Source organism: Actinoplanes sp. NPDC049118 (assembly GCF_040648555.1).
In the GTDB taxonomy this organism is placed as follows: domain Bacteria; phylum Actinomycetota; class Actinomycetes; order Mycobacteriales; family Micromonosporaceae; genus Actinoplanes.
Genome location: NZ_JBEZDY010000027.1, coordinates 107,959 through 126,218, shown reverse-complemented (window position 1 = coordinate 126,218; position 18,260 = coordinate 107,959). Strand labels below are relative to the sequence as shown.

At 72.5% G+C, this 18,260-nt stretch carries 19 protein-coding genes; 13 read left to right on the top strand and 6 right to left on the bottom strand.

Annotated features, from left to right (window positions below):
* The first annotated feature begins 320 nt into the window (after positions 1–320).
* Both AB0B58_RS33615 and AB0B58_RS33610 read left to right on the top strand, forming a co-directional pair.
* The gene (locus tag AB0B58_RS33615) at positions 321–842 is read left to right on the top strand and encodes a hypothetical protein (protein WP_360232119.1); all 522 of its coding nucleotides are present in this window, start codon (positions 321–323) and stop codon (positions 840–842) included.
* Between the two features lie 1,395 nt (positions 843–2,237).
* Positions 2,238–2,468 (top strand): hypothetical protein, encoded by a 231-nt coding sequence (locus tag AB0B58_RS33610; protein ID WP_360232116.1) that lies wholly within the window; start codon positions 2,238–2,240, stop codon positions 2,466–2,468.
* 97 nt (positions 2,469–2,565) lie between these two features.
* On the opposite strand, the gene AB0B58_RS33605 is transcribed toward AB0B58_RS33610, so the two are convergent.
* Positions 2,566–3,174, bottom strand: a complete 609-nt coding sequence (locus AB0B58_RS33605) for a hypothetical protein (protein ID WP_360232113.1) — start codon at positions 3,172–3,174, stop codon at positions 2,566–2,568.
* Positions 3,175–3,307: 133 nt separating this feature from the next.
* On the opposite strand from AB0B58_RS33605, the gene AB0B58_RS33600 reads away from it, so the two are divergent.
* Together AB0B58_RS33600 and AB0B58_RS33595 are read left to right on the top strand one after the other, a co-directional pair.
* Positions 3,308–3,811 carry an NUDIX domain-containing protein gene (locus tag AB0B58_RS33600; protein WP_360232110.1) on the top strand — a complete coding sequence of 168 codons (504 nt, stop codon included), beginning with the start codon at positions 3,308–3,310 and terminating at the stop codon, positions 3,809–3,811.
* A gap of 59 nt (positions 3,812–3,870) precedes the next feature.
* Complete coding sequence (locus tag AB0B58_RS33595) at positions 3,871–5,058, top strand: methyl-accepting chemotaxis protein (protein ID WP_360232107.1); 1,188 nt, start codon at positions 3,871–3,873, stop codon at positions 5,056–5,058.
* A gap of 30 nt (positions 5,059–5,088) precedes the next feature.
* Here AB0B58_RS33595 and AB0B58_RS33590 read toward each other — a convergent pair whose 3' ends face one another.
* Positions 5,089–5,592, bottom strand: a complete 504-nt coding sequence (locus tag AB0B58_RS33590) for an NUDIX domain-containing protein (RefSeq protein ID WP_360232104.1) — start codon at positions 5,590–5,592, stop codon at positions 5,089–5,091.
* Complete coding sequence (locus tag AB0B58_RS33585) at positions 5,585–6,367, bottom strand: hypothetical protein (RefSeq protein WP_360232100.1); 783 nt, start codon at positions 6,365–6,367, stop codon at positions 5,585–5,587. The genes AB0B58_RS33590 and AB0B58_RS33585 overlap by 8 nt, the downstream gene beginning before the upstream one ends.
* A gap of 89 nt (positions 6,368–6,456) precedes the next feature.
* On the opposite strand from AB0B58_RS33585, the gene AB0B58_RS33580 reads away from it, so the two are divergent.
* Complete coding sequence (locus tag AB0B58_RS33580) at positions 6,457–7,260, top strand: DUF3097 domain-containing protein (RefSeq protein ID WP_360232131.1); 804 nt, start codon at positions 6,457–6,459, stop codon at positions 7,258–7,260.
* Here the strand turns inward: AB0B58_RS33580 and AB0B58_RS33575 are convergent.
* Positions 7,244–8,020 carry an ArsR family transcriptional regulator gene (locus AB0B58_RS33575; protein ID WP_360232097.1) on the bottom strand — a complete coding sequence of 259 codons (777 nt, stop codon included), beginning with the start codon at positions 8,018–8,020 and terminating at the stop codon, positions 7,244–7,246. The genes AB0B58_RS33580 and AB0B58_RS33575 overlap by 17 nt on opposite strands.
* Positions 8,021–8,341: 321 nt before the next feature.
* Between AB0B58_RS33575 and AB0B58_RS33570 the strand changes: the two genes are divergently transcribed.
* Positions 8,342–8,713: an isocitrate lyase/phosphoenolpyruvate mutase family protein gene (locus tag AB0B58_RS33570; protein ID WP_360232094.1), complete on the top strand. Its 372-nt coding sequence runs from the start codon at positions 8,342–8,344 to the stop codon at positions 8,711–8,713.
* Here AB0B58_RS33570 and AB0B58_RS33565 read toward each other — a convergent pair.
* A complete protein-coding gene (locus tag AB0B58_RS33565; RefSeq protein ID WP_360232091.1) occupies positions 8,685–9,998 on the bottom strand; it encodes a serine hydrolase domain-containing protein in 1,314 nt (437 codons plus the stop codon). The genes AB0B58_RS33570 and AB0B58_RS33565 overlap by 29 nt on opposite strands.
* Positions 9,999–10,117: 119 nt before the next feature.
* On the opposite strand from AB0B58_RS33565, the gene AB0B58_RS33560 reads away from it, so the two are divergent.
* The 4 genes from AB0B58_RS33560 (at position 10,118) to AB0B58_RS33545 (ending at position 13,164) form a co-directional block, all read left to right on the top strand.
* The gene (locus AB0B58_RS33560; RefSeq protein WP_360232088.1) at positions 10,118–10,567 is read left to right on the top strand and encodes an NfeD family protein; all 450 of its coding nucleotides are present in this window, start codon (positions 10,118–10,120) and stop codon (positions 10,565–10,567) included.
* 34 nt (positions 10,568–10,601) lie between these two features.
* The gene (locus tag AB0B58_RS33555; RefSeq protein ID WP_360232085.1) at positions 10,602–11,720 is read left to right on the top strand and encodes an SPFH domain-containing protein; all 1,119 of its coding nucleotides are present in this window, start codon (positions 10,602–10,604) and stop codon (positions 11,718–11,720) included.
* 123 nt (positions 11,721–11,843) lie between these two features.
* On the top strand, positions 11,844–12,512 hold the full coding sequence (locus AB0B58_RS33550) for a hypothetical protein (RefSeq protein WP_360232082.1): 669 nt from the start codon (positions 11,844–11,846) through the stop codon (positions 12,510–12,512).
* Positions 12,513–12,573: 61 nt separating this feature from the next.
* On the top strand, positions 12,574–13,164 hold the full coding sequence (locus tag AB0B58_RS33545) for a dihydrofolate reductase family protein (RefSeq protein WP_360232079.1): 591 nt from the start codon (positions 12,574–12,576) through the stop codon (positions 13,162–13,164).
* Positions 13,165–13,304: 140 nt separating this feature from the next.
* On the opposite strand, the gene AB0B58_RS33540 is transcribed toward AB0B58_RS33545, so the two are convergent.
* Positions 13,305–14,111: an RNA methyltransferase gene (locus tag AB0B58_RS33540; RefSeq protein WP_360232076.1), complete on the bottom strand. Its 807-nt coding sequence runs from the start codon at positions 14,109–14,111 to the stop codon at positions 13,305–13,307.
* 86 nt (positions 14,112–14,197) lie between these two features.
* Between AB0B58_RS33540 and AB0B58_RS33535 the strand changes: the two genes are divergently transcribed.
* The 3 genes from AB0B58_RS33535 to AB0B58_RS33525 all read left to right on the top strand — a co-directional run bounded on the left by AB0B58_RS33535 (position 14,198) and on the right by AB0B58_RS33525 (position 18,260).
* Positions 14,198–14,740, top strand: a complete 543-nt coding sequence (locus tag AB0B58_RS33535) for a GNAT family N-acetyltransferase (protein ID WP_360232073.1) — start codon at positions 14,198–14,200, stop codon at positions 14,738–14,740.
* A complete protein-coding gene (locus tag AB0B58_RS33530) occupies positions 14,740–15,867 on the top strand; it encodes an aminotransferase class I/II-fold pyridoxal phosphate-dependent enzyme (RefSeq protein ID WP_360232070.1) in 1,128 nt (375 codons plus the stop codon). Before AB0B58_RS33535 ends, AB0B58_RS33530 begins: the two co-directional genes overlap by 1 nt.
* 98 nt (positions 15,868–15,965) lie before the next feature.
* The gene (locus AB0B58_RS33525) at positions 15,966–18,260 is read left to right on the top strand and encodes a hypothetical protein (RefSeq protein ID WP_360232068.1); all 2,295 of its coding nucleotides are present in this window, start codon (positions 15,966–15,968) and stop codon (positions 18,258–18,260) included.

Sequence of the window (18,260 nt, the reverse complement as noted above, 5' to 3'; positions counted from 1 at the left end):
CGTGCGTCCCGGTCGAGTGGTGGGGTGGGCTCGGACATAGATGGTCTCCGTAGTGTTCGGAGACCCAGGTGTCAACGATGACCGTCAGTTTTAGACTTCGATAGCTCACTGTCTAGTCCCAGCTGATGCTTGACGTATCCGTCCCGGGTGATGCTTGTCGATCAGCCTCGGTCAGTTGATCAGGTGCGCTACCGTCTGTGATCGCTAGGCCAGGGTCGCCGCGCACGCGCTCGCCTCAAGGGCACGCCGCTGCTGGTGCGAGCTGGGACGTCGAACGCGCCGAGGAGGTGGCCGTGAGGGATGCACGATCATGGTCAGCCGTGTTGGCGGCCGTATTGCTGCTCACCGGCTGTGACTCCGGGGACGTATACGACGAAGCCGGCGGTACCTCTAGCCTGGCCAAGGGTGAAAGCTGGGAGGAGCTGCGCCAGCAGGCGATAGCGTCGTTGGCTCGCTACGACCAGGCGAAGGCCAGATCCCCGGCGCGAGCACCTACCATCAGCCCGTCCGACGGGGATCCCACCGCCACGGAGTACGGCATGTCCATCGACTCCGCCGCCGTGAATGCTCAGGGCACCCGCATGACGGTCACGTTCACCGGATCACCATGGCCGGCGGCGGGCAATGGGTGCGGCACCGACTATGCCGCCGAGCCTGTCGAGTCGGACAGGGCGGTGGTGGTCATCGTGCTGGAGCAGCCGAACGGCTACAGCGGAATATGCCCCATGATGGGCATGACCCGCACAGCAACGCTGAACCTGGCGACGCCCCTGGGTAAGCGAGCCGTTCTTGCAATTCACGGCGGACCGGTGCAATTCTCCCGTACCGCTGACACAAAGTGACCGACTCCGCCGGCACCCGGCACGGCGCTGCCGCCTCGGCTCCGCGCCGGCCCCGCCGCGCAGACGCTCAGACGCGAAGCTCCGCCGCGGTCGGAAAGGAGTCCGCTTGTTGCTATCACATCGCCTTCTCCGCGGGAGTGGCGATGCCGTCGAGGTGGTTCGGCGCGGAGGGCGGGCCGGCCCGGATCGGCGCTGTCTTCGACCTTCCCGGCATCGGGGTCGGCGGCGCCGACGGTTTGCGATGACCACCGGCGGTCAGTCGCGCGACGGGTGCGGGCCGGCGCAGGCACGTCGTGGATTCCGTGCGCCCGGGCCGTCGGCTGCGAGACCGGGACGGTTCCCTGCCGGGCACGGGTGCTCGGCATGACGTTCGCCGCGGTGCCCGGCCGGCTGAGGGGGATGTGCATGCCTGGGCCGAGGGTTGGTGCAGCGGCCCGGATCCGCGTGTTCTGTCCCGTGAGTCAGGCAGGCGCTTTGCTTGGCGCTGGGCGCTTGCCGGTTCGGTTGAGGGGGATGCGCATGCCGGGGGCGAGGGTGGCTGGTGCGGTGACTCTGGGGTATGTGTCTTGTCCGGCTCGGCTGAGAGGGATGCGCATGCCTGGGCCGGGGGTGATTGGCGTGGCTGCCCGGATGCAAGTGCTCTGTCCCGTGAACGACATAGGCGTTCGGCGTGGCGCCGGACAAGGCCCCAGGCTCGGTGGCGCTGATGAGCGCGGTGAAACGCGTCATTACCGGGCGAGTATCGACGAGATAAGGTCCGATCACGCATTGCGGCCAGTTCCGCCGTGGTGAATAGCTGAAGCTGTCGCATGGGTCTATTGTCTCGAGCCCGGCCGACAATTATCGGCTCAGGATCGGCTATCGATCATGCCAATTCACCGCCTTTCTGTGACGGTCGCCACTGACGACGAGGTCCTGCCAAGGGCGAGATTCAGCAGGAGCGCGCGGTCCTGGCCCGCTATGGGCAGCTGGCGGTGCTGGCCTCGCAGCGATCGTCGGGCGGGACCCCCTCCATCGGCTGGCAGGCCTGCGGACGGGGTGCCTCCAGTGCGCCAGCAACTCGTGCCTCAGGTTCTCCACCGGGTTGGCTCATTAGGAGTGCGGTGGGAGCGGCGCGGGCCGGACCGAATCGCTGGTGCTGATGTGGCTGGTGGGGTTGTCATCGTTCATTCGGGCCGACGAGTCCGGATGGGCGGTTGACCTTGGTCGCCGGTGCCCCTCGTAGCCTTGCCGCGTGATTCCTGCCGTTCGCGTGGCCCTGCTTCCTGGTGTTGGCCGTGGCCGGTCTCTTCGTCCCACCCGAAGTCGACTGGCGGCCGCCGTGGTGATGGTGCCGGTGACCGTGGCCGACGTCGTGGCCGACAGGCGCCGCGCTCGCCCGGCGGGCCGGAGCTGATGGGTCCCAAGCACGCTCTCGTCTATCCGCCCGAGGAGCGGGGTCGGCGGATCCGCTGGCGCGTGGCCACGATCGGCGTCTTTCTCGGGTTGGAGATGGCCGCGATGTGGGCGGCCGGCAGGTGGGGCCTGCCCGAGGAACTGGTCATCCCGGTGATCGCCGTGCCGTATTGGGCCGTGGTTCCGATGATCTGGTCCCAGTGGGGTCCGGACATGCCTGGCGTGCACTGAACCGTGCTCGCGAAACGGCCGCGGATCCCGGTGCGGCACAGACGGGCGATCGGACACAGGGAACCGGTCGCCGGGGGCGGCTGAGTGTGAGCCGGCGTCACCGACCTGGCGTGGAACCTCCGTCCGGGAGCGCCGGGTTCGGGGTCTCGCCGACCTGGTCCGGTGAGGGCTCCGCGTGCGGCGGCCGGTTGCGGAGCCTGTTTCGCCGCCACCGGCGCAGCGGCCAGAGCATCGTCGTCACCGAAGTCGTCAGCAGGAGCGGTCCGGCAGCGGTCAGGGCGACGAGCGGCCACACCGGCGCGACGCCCGGATCGGTCAACCACCCGAAGACGATCAGCGCGGCGATCGCCCAACCGGCGACGTTCGCTGCCCGGTCGCGAGCGCTGACGAGGATGCGACGGCGACCGACCGGCGCCGGAGGGGCCGGAGGGTCGGAAGTCTCGCCCTTGCCCCGCAGGGCCGTCCTGACGCGGGGCGAGGAGATCAGCATGGCGGCGATCGATATCGGCGCCTGCGCCAGTGTGACCCACGCGGCGAACCTCGCGGGGTGTGCGGCCACCTCGCCCAGCAGGCTCGGAACTATCGACGCCAGCGCCTGATAGGTGACGAGGAGTAGGACGAAGTCGAAGGCGAACACGACCAGCGGGAGTCCCAGCAGGGCGAGCCGGCTCAGCCGTCTGAACTGGTCCGGGGTCATCTCCGACATGCGGCTCATATCGGGGCGGCAGGCAGGGACCTTAGCGGAGACCGGGCGTCCGCCCGCACGGCCGCCGGGCCGGGTGCGAGACTCGCACCCGACCTCTCGCGGCGTTTGAGCCGCCTGGCACCTTGATCCGGGAGTGACGACCGTGGGACTGAGCTGGGAAGAGTCTTACATCGGCGGGCTGCGCAAGCTCGCGGGCGACGACCGGGTCCTGATCTCGGTGGGCGCGCACAGCCTGGTGCGCGACGGGGACGGCCGGATCCTGCTGATCCAGCGGTCCGACGACCGCACCTGGGCGCTGCCCGGCGGCACGATGGAGCTGGGCGAGACCCTGCGCGACTGCGCCGCCCGGGAGGTCCAGGAGGAGTGTGGCCTGATCGCGCACGCGGTCACACCGTTCGGGCTGTACACCCGGGCCAAGGACTGGTTCCCGAACACCTACGGGCACCGGTACCAGTACATCGCCCTGCTGTGCCGGGTCGACTCGTACTCCGGTGAGCTGCTGCGGGTGACCGACGAGAGCGTCGATGCCGGCTGGTTCGCCCCGGACGAACTGCCCGAGGGTACGGGCCGCCTGGTGATCCGGGGGCTGGCGGACCTGGCCGAATTCGAGACTAATGGCACATTCGCCCTGGACTGAGTCTCTCAACTCGGGGTGGTGTGGGCCGATCTCCTCTGGTGAATCCCTCAGGAGGACCCATGTTCGCGCTGCTCGACCGGTTACCGCTGAAGGCCCGGACCAGCCTTGCCCTGCTTTGCTTCGTCGGCTTCAGCATCGGCATGGGCCTCTTCACCTCGTCGGTGGCCGGTTCGGTCGCCGAAGGGCTGCCCGCCGGTACCGAGGGCCGTGCCGAACTCGAACGGCTGGCCACGATGGCGCTCTGGGCGCCGCTGATCGTGGCGCCGATCGGGGTGATCCTGCAGCTGTCGGTCTGGTTCAGCATCGTCAAGGTGCTCCGCCTGAACGTCGCCGTGATCAAGTCGGCGGCCGCCGGCGACCTGAGCCCGCGCATGCTGGTCTTCGGCAAGGACGAGCTCGGGCAGATGGCACAGGCCTTCAACACGATGATGGGCCGCTTCCAGGAGACCGTGACCGGCATCCGCCGCGCCGTCGACGAGGTCACCACCTCGGCCGGCAGCCTGCAGCGGGCCAGCGGCACGATGACCGCCGCCGCGGACGCCACCGCCGCCGAGCTGGAGACCGTCGCACGTTCGGCGGCCCGCACCAGCGACGAGGTCAGCGCGATCGCGGAGGGCACCCAGCAGATGCGTCACGCGATCTCCGAGATCAGCACGAACACCTCGGACGTCTCCCGGATGACCGACGACGCGGTCACCGGCGTCTCCCGGGCGACCGGCAACGTGACCCGGCTGCAGGACTCCAGCCAGGAGATCAACGAGGTGCTGCGCACCATCAACGCGATCGCCGCGCAGACCAACCTGCTGGCGCTCAACGCGACCATCGAGGCGGCCCGGGCCGGCGATGCCGGCCGCGGCTTCGCCATCGTGGCCGGCGAGGTGAAGGAGCTGGCGCAGGCGACCGCCACGGCCACCGAGGAGATCGCCCGCCGGATCGAGGGCATCCAGCACGACACCAGCGAGACCGTCGACGCGGTCAGCGGCTTCTCCGCCATCATCGGCCAGATCGCCGCGCACCAGGTGACCATCGCCGCGGCGGTCGAGGAGCAGACCGCGACCACCGGCACGATGGTCGACGGCGCAGGCACGGTCAGCGCCGGCGCCGAGCAGATCAGCCACGCGATCGGGGCCGTCAGCTCGGCCGCGGACGAGGTGCGCGGCGCGGCGGAGGAGACACACCGGGCGGTCGACGACCTCACCGGTACGGCGGCCCGGCTGCACGGCCTCGCGGCGGTCTTCCGGTCCTGAACGGCCGCCCGGCAGGTAGGCGGGACTCGCCTACATGCCGGCGGCCACCTGGGCGAAGTAGCGGTTCGCGACCCGGGTGTGCAGCTCGAAGCCCAGCGGCTCGGGCCCGTGCAGTACCAGCCGGTCGAGGACCTCCGTGTTCGCCTCCACCGGTGGCAGCTCGTCCGCTGAGGACAGCGCCGGGAACAGCCCGAAGACGAGCAGCGTCCCGTCGGGGGCGCTGATCGTGTCGTACAGCCGCGCCGCGCCGGGATCCGCGGCGAGGCCGGTCTCCTCGCTCAGCTCGCGGGCCGCCGCCTGTTCCCAGGTCTCGCCCACGTCGATGTAGCCGCCCGGCAGGGCCAGCGTCTTCTCGGCCGGCGGTATGCCCCGGCGCACGACAAGCAGGCCGCCGCCGACCGGCTGCACCGCGACGGCGACCGGCTTGGGGTTCAGATAGCTCGCCTCGCCGCAGGCGCCGCAGCGCCGCGGCCACGGCTGGCCCGGCACGAAGCGCGCACCGCAGAAGGTGCAGTGCAGATATCTGTCAGGCATGCAGCGGAGCGTTGCAGGCGGCGACAAGGGCCTGCCGGCAGGCCGTGGTCAGCGGGCGCAGCGCCGCATCGCGCTGCTGCGCCTCGTAGCCGTTGACGGCGCCGCCGGGCGCGCTGTGCTCGGCGAGCACCAGGACCTGGTCGAGGATGCTGGCGCGGGCGAAGAGCCGCCGCGAGCGCGGGTCGAAGCCCGGCGGCAGCGTCGCCGTGCTCTCCGGGCGGCGCAGCGCCTGCAGCGCGCCGGCCAGCTCGGGACGCCAGTGCGCGACGTCCAGGCGGGTCAGCCGGTTGGTCGCCTCCGCCAGCGCCGCGGTCAGCTCGGCCTCCGCCTCGGCGGAGCCCAGCTGGAAGCCGGGCCGGAATTCCGGCACCGGGTAGAAGCGCCACAACACCGTCTCGAACTCCACGCCCGACCCGGACGTGTGCCGGCGCAGCTCGGGCACGATCCCGAAGGACGGGGTGACCATCGCCTCCCCGGCCAGCATCGCCGCGCCGGTCAGCTCGCCCGGGCCGGGCAGGCCGCGCGGGTCGCCGGGCGCGGGCAGGACCAGCCGGATGTCGTCGGGGTGCAGCTTGGCGAAGGCGGGCAGCGCCTGCCCCAGCGGCACGTCGGTCCACGTGCCGGGGGCATCGGCGACGAGGTGCTCCTCGTCGCCGGCGATCTCGTCGGCCAGCTCGTCGAACGGGACGAGGCCGGCCCGCCAGGCGCGTACCCACGTCACGAACCGGGTCGACCGGCGCGTCGTGAGTGTCGCCGCATCTGCTGCGGGGGACATGCGAGCAAGGGTACGTGCCGTCTGCCGAGCTTGTCTCGGCCGGAGCGTCGGAACCGGCGTGTCCGTGCGGAGGAGTTAACGTGCCGGTCATGTATGGCGAGGACGTGATGGCGGGGGACTGGCGGCGCCGCAAGGTGGTGCCCGAGGTGGACGCCGAACGTGACCTGGTGGTGGAGGACGTCGATTCGGGCTTCTGCGGCGCGGTCGTCGGCTTCGAGCTGGGCGCGGTCGTGCTGGAGGACCGGCACGGCCGGCGCCGCAACTTCCCGCTCGAGCCGGCCGCGTTCCTGCTCGACGGCAAGGTCGTGACCCTGCGCCGGCCGGCCGCCCGGCAGCAGGCACCGGTACGGCAGCGGACCGCTTCCGGGTCGGTCGCGGTCGCGGGCGTACGCGCACAGGTTGCCAAGGCCAGCCGGATCTGGGTCGAGGGCGTGCACGACGCCGCCCTGGTCGAGCGGATCTGGGGCGACGACCTGCGCATCGAGGGCGTGGTGGTGGAGCCGCTGGACGGCATCGACGACCTCGCCGGTGCCCTCCGCGAGTTCCAGCCGGCCCGCGGGCGCCGGGTCGGCGTGCTGGTCGACCACCTGGTCGCGGGCTCCAAGGAGAGCCGGATCGTCGCCGCGGTCAGGGACCCGAACGTGCTGGTGACCGGGCACCCGTACATCGACGTGTGGCAGGCGGTGAAGCCGGAGCGGGTCGGCCTCGCGGCGTGGCCGGTGATCCCGCCCGGTCAGCCGTGGAAGGAGGGCGTCTGCCGGGCGGTCGGCGTCGCGGAGCCGTACGAGATGTGGCGGCGCGTCCTGAGTGGCGTGCACAGCTACAAGGACGTCGAGACGCCGTTGATCAACGCGATGGAGCGGCTCATCGACTTCGTCACCGAGCCGAGCTGAGCAGCGCCTCCGCCAGCGCAGTGCGCATGTTGAGCACCCGGCGCCCCTGCCGCTGCGCCGCCACCAGGCCGGCCGCGCGTAGGGCCGTGAGCTGCTGGGAGACGCCGCCGGCGGTCATTGCGGTACGCCGGGCCAGCTCGGTGGTCGACGCGGGTGCGCTCAGCTCGACGAGCAGCCGGGTACGCGCGCGGCCGAGCACCGCGCCGAGCGCCGCCGGGTTCTCGGGGCGTTGTTCCCAGAGCGTGGCGACGCCGCGCGCCGGATAGGCGAGCTGCGGCACGTCGCGGGCGTTGATGCTGAGCACCGACGGCCAGACGAACACCGACGGGACCAGTACCAGGCCGGTGCCGTCGGGCACGTCGGCGGCGGTGCACCAGCGCTTGCTGATCCGCAGCGTGTCGCCCTCCCAGCGGACCTTCTCGTGCAGGTAGTTGAGCAGCCCGGCGGCGCCGTCCTCGGCGAGCCGGCGGGCCCGGGCGAAGACCTCGGCGTCGAGCAGGAGCTGGATCCGCGGCCGGTGCGGCGCGAGCGCGGCGCCCCAGAAGCCGGTGATCTCGGCGGCGAGGCGGATCAGCCCGGCGGCGGGGTCGGCGCGCAGCTCGCCCAGCCGCGGCGTGTCATGGCCGTACAGGTCGAGCTGCCGGCGGACGACCGCCGGCGGCGTCGCGGTGAGCCGGGCCAGCTCGCCGTCGAGGTCGGGGGTGAGGCCCGGCGGCGGTGGCGTGAGAAAGTCCGGCAGATAGCCGGGCTCGCGCGGCACGAGGTCCAGAGCAGGGTGTCGGGCGGCGCGGACACCCGGCGCACCCAGGGCAGGTGCACGGCGTGGCCGCCCGGGTCACGCAGCACGCGTACGGCGGCGACGACCTCCCACAGGCAGGAGACGGCGAACCGGATGCGCGCGACGGCACCGGCCGACAGCCCGATCTTGACCACCGCCGCCTCCCGACGTTTTAGCTGGAGCTGAATCGTTATCGCGGGGCTCCACGGCCGCCGAGACTTTCGGCATGAGCGAGCTTGCGAGCGAATCATCAACTCAATGTCTGACTCATGTCGTCGCCGGAGCGCCAGCGGAGGGGACGGCATGACCGAATTCCGTGATCTGCATGTCCCTGGGAACCCGCTGCTCCTCGTCAACGTGTGGGACGCGGCCGGCGCCGACGGCATCTTCGTGCCGGGCGTGACCGACCCGGGGACGATCGCCGCGCTGGTGGAGCGGATCGCCGCGCCGGTGAACGTCCTGGCCGGTCCCGGCGCGCCGGCGATTCCGGAGCTGGCCAAGCTCGGCGTGGCCCGGATCAGCCTCGGCTCGTCGGTCGCGCAGGCCGCGTACGGGCTGCTCCGCCGCGCGGCCGAGACCGCGCTGGGCGACGGCGGGCACGGCGAGCTCGCCGGCGCGGAGGACTACGGCGTGCTGAACGCCCTGTTCACGCGAGGTGCATCGGGTCGCGGCTGAAGACGAACGTGGCGATGTCGAGCTGGGCGACCTCGCCGCCGGGGCCGCGTGAAGCCGCCAGCACCTCGCCGGTGTTGGTGCCCGCCACGCCGCGCCACCGGTCCCGCGACTCCCGGACGAAACGCCAGAGCATCCGGCCCGTGAGGCCGACAGGACCCATCACGAGGTCCGCGCCCTCGGTGCGTACCTCGAACTCGGTGCCCATCCACCACCAGCGCCCGCACAGCTCGGCGGCCTCGCCCTGCGGTGCGGGCGCCGGGCGCCACGGCTGCGGCGCGGGCGGCTCGGCGTCCAGGACCGCGGTGAGCGCCTCCAGGCCGACCGCCCGGACGCTGGTGCCGCGCAGCCCGTACGAGTTGGCGAAGGCGATCACGCCCGTGCGGCTGGGCCGGTGCACCGCGATGTGTGCGACGTACCCGGGCATCGATCCGCCGTGCCCGACGTAGATCCGCTCGCCGACGCGCATGAGCTCCGGGCCGAGGCCGTGCCCGGCGGTCCAGGCGTCGTCCTGTATCGCCACCGGCGTGCACATCTCGTCGACGGTCGCGCGGCTGAGCATGGCCGGCGCCGGGTCGGCCAGGAACGCCGCCCACTTCGCCATGTCGGTCACCGTCGACCAGAGCTGCCCGGCGGGGGCCATCGCGCCCGTGTCGGGCCGCGGCTCCTCGTGCAGGCTGCCGTCGAGCGAATGCACGACATACCCGCGGGCGAACGGCTCGAGCGGGGCGTAGGTGGTCCGCTTCATGCCCAGCGGATCCAGCACCCGCTTGCCGAGCAGGTTCGCCCACGACTCACCTGTCAGCCGCTGCAACACGGCCCCCAGTAGCCCGTACGCCAGGTTGGAGTAGTGGTAGGTCCGGTACGGCGGCGCGGCGATCTTGTCGAACGTGAGTTCGGCGAGGAGCTTGTCGACGTCGCCGCCGGTGTTGCGCTCCCACCACGGCCCGTCCGGCTCGCGCTGCAGCCCGGAGACGTGCCCGAGCAGTTGCCGCAGCGTGAGGCCGCCGACCGGGGTGCTCGGCAGGTGCCGGCAGAGCTGGTCGTCGAGGGCAAGGAAGCCCTCGTCTCGCAGCTGCATGATCATGGTCGCGGTCAGCGTCTTGGTGATCGAACCGATCCGGTACTGGGTCTTCGGGTCCGGCGGCGGGGTCTCCCCGGCGCCGGTGAAATGCAGCAGCGAGCGGTCTCGGACGATCGCCAGCGCCAGGGACGGCGCGCGACCCGCGGACTGCGCGCGGGCGGCGATCTCGGTGACGCGTCGGCCGGTCTCCGGCAGCAGGGACACGGGTGAGCCTTTCTCGGGTGCTGGGTACTACTTCTAACTGAACGGTACCGATCTGGCTACGCGGCAACCCGTCGTGACGCGACGTCGCCCCGCGAGCGCGGACGTGTCACGATCAGGGGGTGGAAAGCGTCCTCTGGATCGTGCTCGCCGTCGCCCTCGCGGTCGCGGAGGCCTTCACCGCGACCTTTCTGATCATTTTCTTCGCCATCGGTGCGCTCGCGGCGGCCGGCGCGGCGGCGCTCGGCGCCCCGCTGCTGCTGCAGACCATCGTCTTCGCCGTCGTGTCCGGCCTCTCCGTCGCCGCGCTCCGGCCGATCATCATGCGGCACCAGCGGTCCGCGGCCGAGTCGGGCGAGACGCCGTTCGGTATCGAGGCGATCGAGGGATCGCAGGCGACCGTGCTCGAGGAAGTGACCGCCGACCACGGTCTGGTGAAGATCGACGGTGAACTCTGGACCGCGCGCTCGTTCGACGGCGCGGAGACCTATGCGCCGGGCGACCGGGTCCGGGTCATCAAGGTCAGGGGCGCCACCGCGATCGTGTGGCGCGACGACCTTCCCAATCTCTGATTCATCAATCGCATACAGAAAGAGAAGAGACGCCATGGAAGTAGCAATCGGTGTGCTCGTCTTCGTGATCGCGCTCTTCGCGGTGATCACCTTGCTCCGATCGGTCCGGATCGTCCCGCAGCAGCGGCACGACGTCGTGGAGCGCCTGGGCAAGTACAAGCGCACGTTGTCGCCGGGGCTCAACCTGCTGGTGCCGTTCATCGACACCGTCCGCACCAAGGTGGACATGCGCGAGAACGTCGTCAGTTTCCCGCCGCAGCCCGTCATCACCTCCGACAACCTCGTGGTCTCGATCGACACGGTGCTCTACTTCAAGGTCGTCGACCCGGTACGCGCCACGTACGAGATTGCGAACTTCCTGCAGGCCATCGAGCAGCTGACCGTCACCACCCTGCGTAACGTCATCGGCTCGCTGGACCTGGAGCGCGCGCTGACCAGCCGCGAGGAGATCAACCGTCACCTGTCCGGCGTGCTCGACGAGACCACCGGCCGATGGGGAGTCAAGGTCACCCGCGTCGAGATCAAGGCGATCGAGCCGCCGCCGAGCATCCGCGACTCGATGGAGAAGCAGATGCGCGCCGAGCGTGACCGCCGCGCCGCGATCCTCACCGCCGAGGGTGTTAAGCAGTCCCAGATCCTCACGGCCGAGGGCGACAAGCAGTCCGCGGTGCTGCGCGCCGACGGTGACCGGCAGGCCCGGATCCTCACCGCCGAGGGCCAGGCCAAGGCCATCCGGACCGTCTTCAACGCGATCCACGAGGCCAACCCGAGCCAGAAGGTTCTGGCCTACCAGTACCTGCAGGCCCTGCCGCAGATCGCCAACGGATCGGCCAACAAGGTCTGGATCGTGCCGACCGAACTCACCAAGGCCCTCGAGGGCGTCGGCGGCGCGCTGGGCGGACTGGCCAACATGGTGGGCGACCTGCCGTCGTCGACTGTCGACGCCGGTGCCGTCGAGCGTGAGGCCGCCGCGGCGGCCGAGGCCGCGGCTAAGGAGGCCGCCGCCGTCGACGCACAGGTGCGTGCCGCCGAGGCGCAGGTGACCGGCGGCGACAGGGGAGCCCGGGGTCTGCCCGCACCGGAGGCGGTCCCGCCGTCGGCGGCGCTCGGCGGCGCCGAGTACCACACGACGGGGGAACCCGAGCGCGCCTGACCTCCCCCGGGGAGGTGCAAGATCGTTGCGAATGCCGCAAAACCCCGCGTACCGCGCGGGGTTTTGCCATGCTGACCGAGGATTCCGACCGGTGTCCACGGCCGCTCGGCATGAGGCGATGGAATGAGCATCAGTCAACGTCAGACGGCCAGCGGACGCCCGCTGCGCGTGGCACCGGCCTGGGTGGGCGGTGCCGGGAACACCGCCGCCGCCGAGCACCTGCTGCCGGTCCGTGAGGCCGTCTGGATCTGGTCCGTACGCCGGTACGCCCGGATCTCCCTCTGGGCGCTGCCGGTCGGCGCCGGCCTGTACGGCTGGACCACGCTCGGCGTGGCGAGCCCGCCCGGCCCGTTGCTCGTCGAACTCGCCGCCGGCTGGCTCTGCGCCGTCGCGATGATCGGCCTGGCCGGGCTGCTGGCCGGCTCCCGTGCCCGCCGCCCGGCGCTCGCCGGCCTGCTCGTCGGGTTGGCCGGCTTCATGATGATGCTCCCGCTGGCCGCCCTGCCCGAAGGCGTCGGGCCGGCCGGCACCGGGCTCACCGCCGCCGGGGTCCACACCGCCTCGCTGTTCGCCGCGGCGGTCGCGGGCGCCGGCTGGCTGCTGCTCGGCTGGGCGGTGTTCCGCTCCAAGCTGGTCAATCCGGCCGACGGCGTGCTCCTGATGCTCGCGGCCGTCTCGATCGGCGCCGGCTCGTACGCGGTCCGCCCGCTGCCGACCGTCGGCGCCCTGCTCCTGCTCGCCGCCGGCATGGGTCTGGCCTGGACGGGCTCGCGGCTCATCCCCCCAGCCTGAGCGCCTGTCGCACCCGGATGGCATGCTCGGCTTGGTCGGGCACGCGATCCGGGAGGTCCAGATGACGAAGGTGGTCGCCGACATCTCGGTGTCCATTGACGGGTTCGTGACGGGCCCGGATCCTGACCTGGAGCACGGGCTCGGCCGCGGTGGCGAGGGGCTGCACACCTGGGCCTTCAGCCCCGATCCGATCGACCGGGAAGTGCTCGTCGCGGCAACGGACGCGACCGGCGCGGTCGTGATGGGCCGCCGGCTCTTCGACGTCGTGGACGGCCCGAACGGCTGGACCGACGAAGTCGGCTACGGCGCCGGCCTGGCCGCGCGGCCGCCGGTGCTGGTGGTGACCCGCCGGCCGCCGCACACGGTCCGCCTCGCCGATCGGGTGACATTCGTCGTCGACGGCGTGCGCAGCGCCGTCGAGACGGCCGCCGTGATGGCCGGCGACCGCGACGTGGTGGTGATGGGCGGCGCCGAGATCATCCGCGGCGCGCTCGAGGCCGGCGTGCTCGACGAGCTACGGCTGCACCTGTCGCCGGTGCTGCTCGGCGGCGGGACGCCCCTGTTCGCCGACGGCACCACCCCGCGCACGCTGCGCCAGATCCACGTGCGAGCATCCGGCACCGCCACCCACCTGACCTACCGCGTCGACTGAGGCCGAGTGCCGGGTGGTGTTGGGCGGCGTCGACGGATGTTGCCGGTGCGACGGCCGCGCTCCGACCGCCCCGGTTGCTCGCGGAACAGAATTGGGCAGCTCGATGGGATCCTGCTGATTGATTACACCGGAAGGTGGGGTCACGGTGTGTCGGCGCGGGTGAGTTCCCAGAAGGCGATGGCGGCGGCGGTGGCGACGTTGAGGGAGTCGACGTTGTTGTGCATCGGGATGGCGACGCGGACGTCGCTGGCCGCGAGGGCCTCGCGGGTGAGTCCCGGGCCTTCGGCGCCGAGCAGCAGCGCCGGCCGCTCGCGCTGGGTCGCGGTCAGCTCCTGCAGCGCGACGGCGTCCGGTGCCGGCGTCATCGCGAGCAGCGTGAAGCCGGCGGCGCGGACGGCGGCCAGCGACTTCGGCCAGTCCTCGGTCTTCACGTACGGGATGGCGAAGACCTCGCCCATGCTGACGCGTACCGCGCGGCGGTAGAGCGGGTCGGCGCAGGTCGGGGAGAGCACGATCGCGTCGATGCCGAGGGCGGCCGCGCTCCGGAACAGGGCGCCGAGGTTCGTGTGGGTGTTGAGGCCCTCGAGGACCGCCAGGCGCCGGGCGCCGGAGAGCAGCTGGTCGAGTGTGGGGAGTTCGCGCCGGTGGAACGAGGCGAGGATGCCGCGGTGGACGTGGAAGCCGGTGACGGCCTCCAGGACGCGGGGGGCCGCGCTGTAGAGCGGCGCGTCGGCCGGTAGACCGCTGAGCTGGTCGACGCGTTTCTCGTCGACCAGCGCGGAGCGCAGCCGGTAACCGGCGCGCAGGGCGCGCTGGATGACGAGTTCGCCCTCGGCGATGAACAGGCCGTTGGGCGGCTCCCACCGGGTACGCAGCTCCAGGTCGGTGAGCGCGCGGTAGTCGGCGATCCGCGGGTCGTCGGGGTCGGTGATGCTCAGTGCTGGCACAAGAGCATTCTGCCCACTGGCCGGCGGCTGGTCGGATGCCGGTACCTTTTATCGGGTTGCCAGGTTGGTCGCCGAGAAGGGACGCGATGACGATCTCTGAGTTGAAGACCGACCGCCTGTTGCTGCGGCAGTGGCGCGACTCCGACGTGATGCCCTGGGCGGCGATGAACGCCGATCCGCTGGTACGCGAGTTCTTTCCCCAGGTGATGAACTACGAGCAGAGCGCCGCCTCAGTGGAGCACTTCCGCGCCGAGCTCGCCGCGCGCGGCTGGGGCTGGTGGGCCGTCGAGGTCTCCGCGACCGGCGAGTTCATCGGCTTCGCCGGGCTCGACCCGGTGGATGAGGGCATGCCGTTCCGGGGTGTCGAGATCGGCTGGCGGCTGGCCCGTTCGGCCTGGAACCACGGCTACGCGACCGAGGCCGGCCACGCCTGTCTCGACTACGGCTTCGACGTGCTGGGGCTCGCGGAGATCCTGGCCGTCACCGCGATCGGCAACGACCGCTCCCGCGCGGTCATGCACCGCCTCGGCATGACCTACGACCCGGCCGGCGACTTCGAGGATCCGAGCGTCGACGGCCCGCTGCGCCACAGCGTGGTCTACCGGATCGCCTCGCCGCGGTTCGGCTGATGCTCGTCGACCCGCTCGCGACCCTCCGCGGGCGCCGCAGCGCGAAGTGGCGCACCTACCCCGACGACGTGCTGCCGCTCTTCGTGGCCGAGATGGACTATCCGCTGGCCCCGCCGGTCGCGGCCGCGCTTCATGCGGCGGTGGACGCCTCGGACACCGGCTACTCGCTGGCGAACCCGGATCTCGGCGTGGCGCTGTCGGGCTTCGCGGCCCGGCACTGGGGCTGGGAGGTGGATCCGGGCTCGGTCACCGCGGTCGCCGACGTCGGCGTCGGCGTGGTCGAGCTGCTGCGGGTGCTCACCCGCCCCGCCGACACCGTGGTGATCAGCCCGCCGGTGTACCCGCCGTTCTTCCACTGGGCGCCCGAGGCGGGTGCCCGGCTGCGCGAGGTGCCGCTCACCGAGGAGTTCCGCCTCGACCTGCCCGCGCTCGAGGCGGCCTTCGCCGCGCACCCCGCGGTCTACGTGCTCTGCAACCCGCACAACCCGGTCGGCCGCGTGCACACCCGCGAGGAGCTCACGGCCCTGGTCCGGCTGGCCCGGCTGTACTCCGTGACGATCGTCAGCGACGAGATCCACGCACCGCTGGTCCTGCCGGGCGCCGAGTTCACCCCGCTGCTGAGCATCCCCGGCGCGGGTGAGGTTGCGGTGAGCGTGCTGTCGGCCAGCAAGGGCTTCAACCTGGCGGGCCTCAAGTGCGCGGCGATCGTGACGGGCGCACCGGCGACGGCCGCGCTCGTGGGCCGCTTCCCGCCGGACGTCCGCTGGCGCACCGGCCACCTCGGCGTCCTGGCGACGGTGGCGGCGTTCACCGACGGCGACGCCTGGCTGGCCGAGCTGCACTCGGAGCTGGACGCCCGCCGGGCGCAGCTGGGCCACCTGCTGCGCACCCGCCTGCCGGCGGTCCGCTGGCGGGCGCCGGAGGCGACCTACCTGGCCTGGCTGGACTGCCGGGCCCTGGGCCGCGACGACGAGCCGCAGGAGTTGTTCCTGGCGAAGGGCCGGGTCGCGGTGGAGCCAGGCACCCGCTTCGGCGCGGCCGGCGCCGGTCATGTCCGGCTGAACTTCGCCACGAGCGCGGAGATCCTCGACGAGGCGACCGCGCGGATGGCCAGCACCACCGGGTAGTCGATGGCGTCCGGACGCCACGGCAGTACGGTTGTACTGTTCGCGTCGTTCTGCGGTGGGGGGTGCAGGTGTCGTCCGGATCCGGTACTGACCCTCATATGCTGGCGCTGCTGCGGGCGATCCGGCTGCGGCTCGCCGCGCCGGACGCGGCCGCTTCCGGCGCCGCGGACGCGGCGGCCGTCCTGGGCGCGCAGCCCGCCGTCGAGGCTCCGGAGACCGCGCATCCCGATCTGCTGACGCACCCGGACTGGCCCGCCGCCTCGCCGCCCGAACTCCCCGCCGCGCCGCTGCCGGCGGCGCATCCGTTCCGCGAGCTCTCCGCCGGCGAGCCGCCGCGGGCCGAGCTCGTGCCCGCGGAGGCCGAGGCGCAGCAGGGCGCCGCCGCCGATCGGGTGGGGGAGTTCCGCGCCGCGATCGGGCCGGTTCCCGGCGGTTCCCGGACGACCCGGCCGACAGGGCCGGTGCCGGGCGGGAGCTCGGGAGGTGCCGGCGCGGCGAGCGGTCCGGAGCCCGGCGGTCCGGGCGCATCCGGTGGCGCGGCGGCCGGCGGCGCGGGCGGCCCGGGCTCCGGTGGTGCGGGCGCACCCGGTGCGGGCTCCGGTGGTGCGGGCGCACCCGGCGGTCCGGGGTCTGGTGCGGCGGTTCCCGGGGCGCAGGTTCCCGGGGAAGATCTTGAATGGGTGCCTCCGCGCGGCGGAGTACCCGGCGGGCCGGTCGTCATTCCCGGCCCAGGCCCGTCTGTTCCCGGCATTCCGCTGAGGCCTGGTGTTCCGTCCGGGCCCGGTGTCCCCCCTGTGCCTGGTGTTCCCTCTGTGCCCGGCGTTCCTTCCACGCCCGGCGGGCCGGGCGGCCAAGGCGCGGCAGGCCGGCCGGGCATGTCCGTGACCGGGCTGGGCCGGGTGATGCCGTTTCCGCCCGTTCCGGGCACCGCCAACCCGCCCAGCGGCCCGGCCCTCCCCGCGGTCCCGCCGGCGTCGGGGATGACCGGAGCCCCGGGCGCGGCCCCGGGCACGGCACCGCCCGCATCAGGCGGGTCACGCCGCGGCCCCACCACCGCGTATCCGCCCGGCGCCGGGCCGTGGCTCTCCGGCGTGGTGCCACCCGTGTTCGGCACCGAGCCGATCGCCCCGATCCCGGGGATCGGCGGCCCGCGCCCGGCCGGCCCGCACTGGGCCGGCGACCCCCTGATACCCCCGTTCGGCCAGGTGCGGATGCCGCGCGTCGTGCCGCCCGTCGGCGTGCGCCCCGAGCCGCCCGTCGACGGCATGAACCCCGCCGACGACGTCGCGCTGCACGAGGTCCAGCGGCTGCTCGGCAACAGCCTGTCGCTCGCCGGCGGCCCCGAGGACGTCGCCGTGCGGCTGCGGGCCGCGCTCGCGCAGGCCCAGCCCGCACTGTTCGTCAAGCTGCCGGGCGGGCCCGGATGGCAGGCCGAGCAGCTCGCACTGGCGCTGACCTGGCTGGTGCACAACCTCGACCAGCCGCCGCAGCTGGTCGCCGCCTGCGGCCGGCTCGGCGCGGTGCTCGCCGAGTGCGGGGTGCTGCCGCAGCAACTCCAGCTCGCCGGTGCCGCGCTCGCCGAGGCGATGCGGGCCGGCATGGCCGCGAACGGCTGGCGGCAGGACTTCGACCAGGCCTGGCGATCCACCTGGCAGCACGCGTACGAGTGGATCGCGCACGGGATGGCCACGGCGCCGTACCGGCCCGCCGCGTGGACCGCCGTGGTCGTCGGGCACGAGCGCAGGCGCGACGATCTCGCCGTGCTGTGGCTCCGGCCGTACCTTCCGATGCCGTACCGGCCGGGGCAGTTCGCCCGGATCGAGGTTCCCGGGCTGCCCGGGGTCTGGCGGCCTTACTCGCTGGCGGGGAATCCGCGCCGCGACAACATCGTCGAGCTGCACGTGCGGGCGAAGGGCGACGCCGGCGTCAGCGGCGCGCTGGTGTACGGCACCCAGGTCGGTGACACCGTCCGGATCGGCCCGGCCGAGGGCGGCATGGTCCTGCCCGAGCGGGGCGGCGACCTGCTGATGATCGCCGGTGACACCGGGATCGTGCCGCTGAAGGCGCTGCTCATCCAGCTCGCGGAGACCGGCGACCGGCGCTCGGCGGTGCTCTTCTGGGGCATCCGCGACCTGGCCGAGCTGTACGACATCGAGGACGTCGCGGCGATCGCCAACGCCTGCCGCCGGGCCACCGTCGTCCCGGTGATCTCCGAGGGCCCGGCCGGCCCGTACGCGTCCGGCCTGGTCACCGACGCGGTCGCCGAGTACGGGGAGTGGTCGGCGCACGACGTCTACCTGGCCGGGCCGCCGTCGATGCTGGCCGCGACCAGCGAGGCGCTGCACGGGCTCGGCGTCGCGCCGGAACGCATCCACCACGACGTGCCCGAATAG